Below are 340 nucleotides of genomic sequence, written 5' to 3' on the forward strand. Positions count from 1 at the left end.
CCGACGAGTACATCGGCACCGCACTGCGCGCCGGGGCGGCCGGCTTCCTGCTCAAGGACACCGCCCCGGAGCAGCTGGTGCACGCGGTGCGGATCCTGGCGGCCGGCGGCAGCATGCTCTCGCCCGCGGTCACCCGCACGGTGATCGGCGGGGACGTGGAGGGCGGCGGCCCGGAGGCCGGGGCACTGTCCCTGGTCGGCACGCTGACCGGCCGGGGGCTGGGCGGGCTGGCGCTGCTGGGGGGGGGGCTGGCCAACGCGGAGATCGCCGAGCGGCGGTTCCTGGGCACCGGCACGGGGAAGGACCACAGCAGCGCGATCCCGGGCAAGCTCCGCGCGTC

General features: G+C 77.4%; 1 pseudogene. It reads left to right on the forward strand.

From position 1 onward, the window contains the following. A pseudogene (locus C7C46_RS33560) lies at positions 1-340 on the forward strand (DNA-binding response regulator); the annotation flags it as partial.

It is taken from the genome of Streptomyces tateyamensis, assembly GCF_003205575.1.
In the GTDB taxonomy this organism is placed as follows: domain Bacteria; phylum Actinomycetota; class Actinomycetes; order Streptomycetales; family Streptomycetaceae; genus Kitasatospora; species Kitasatospora tateyamensis.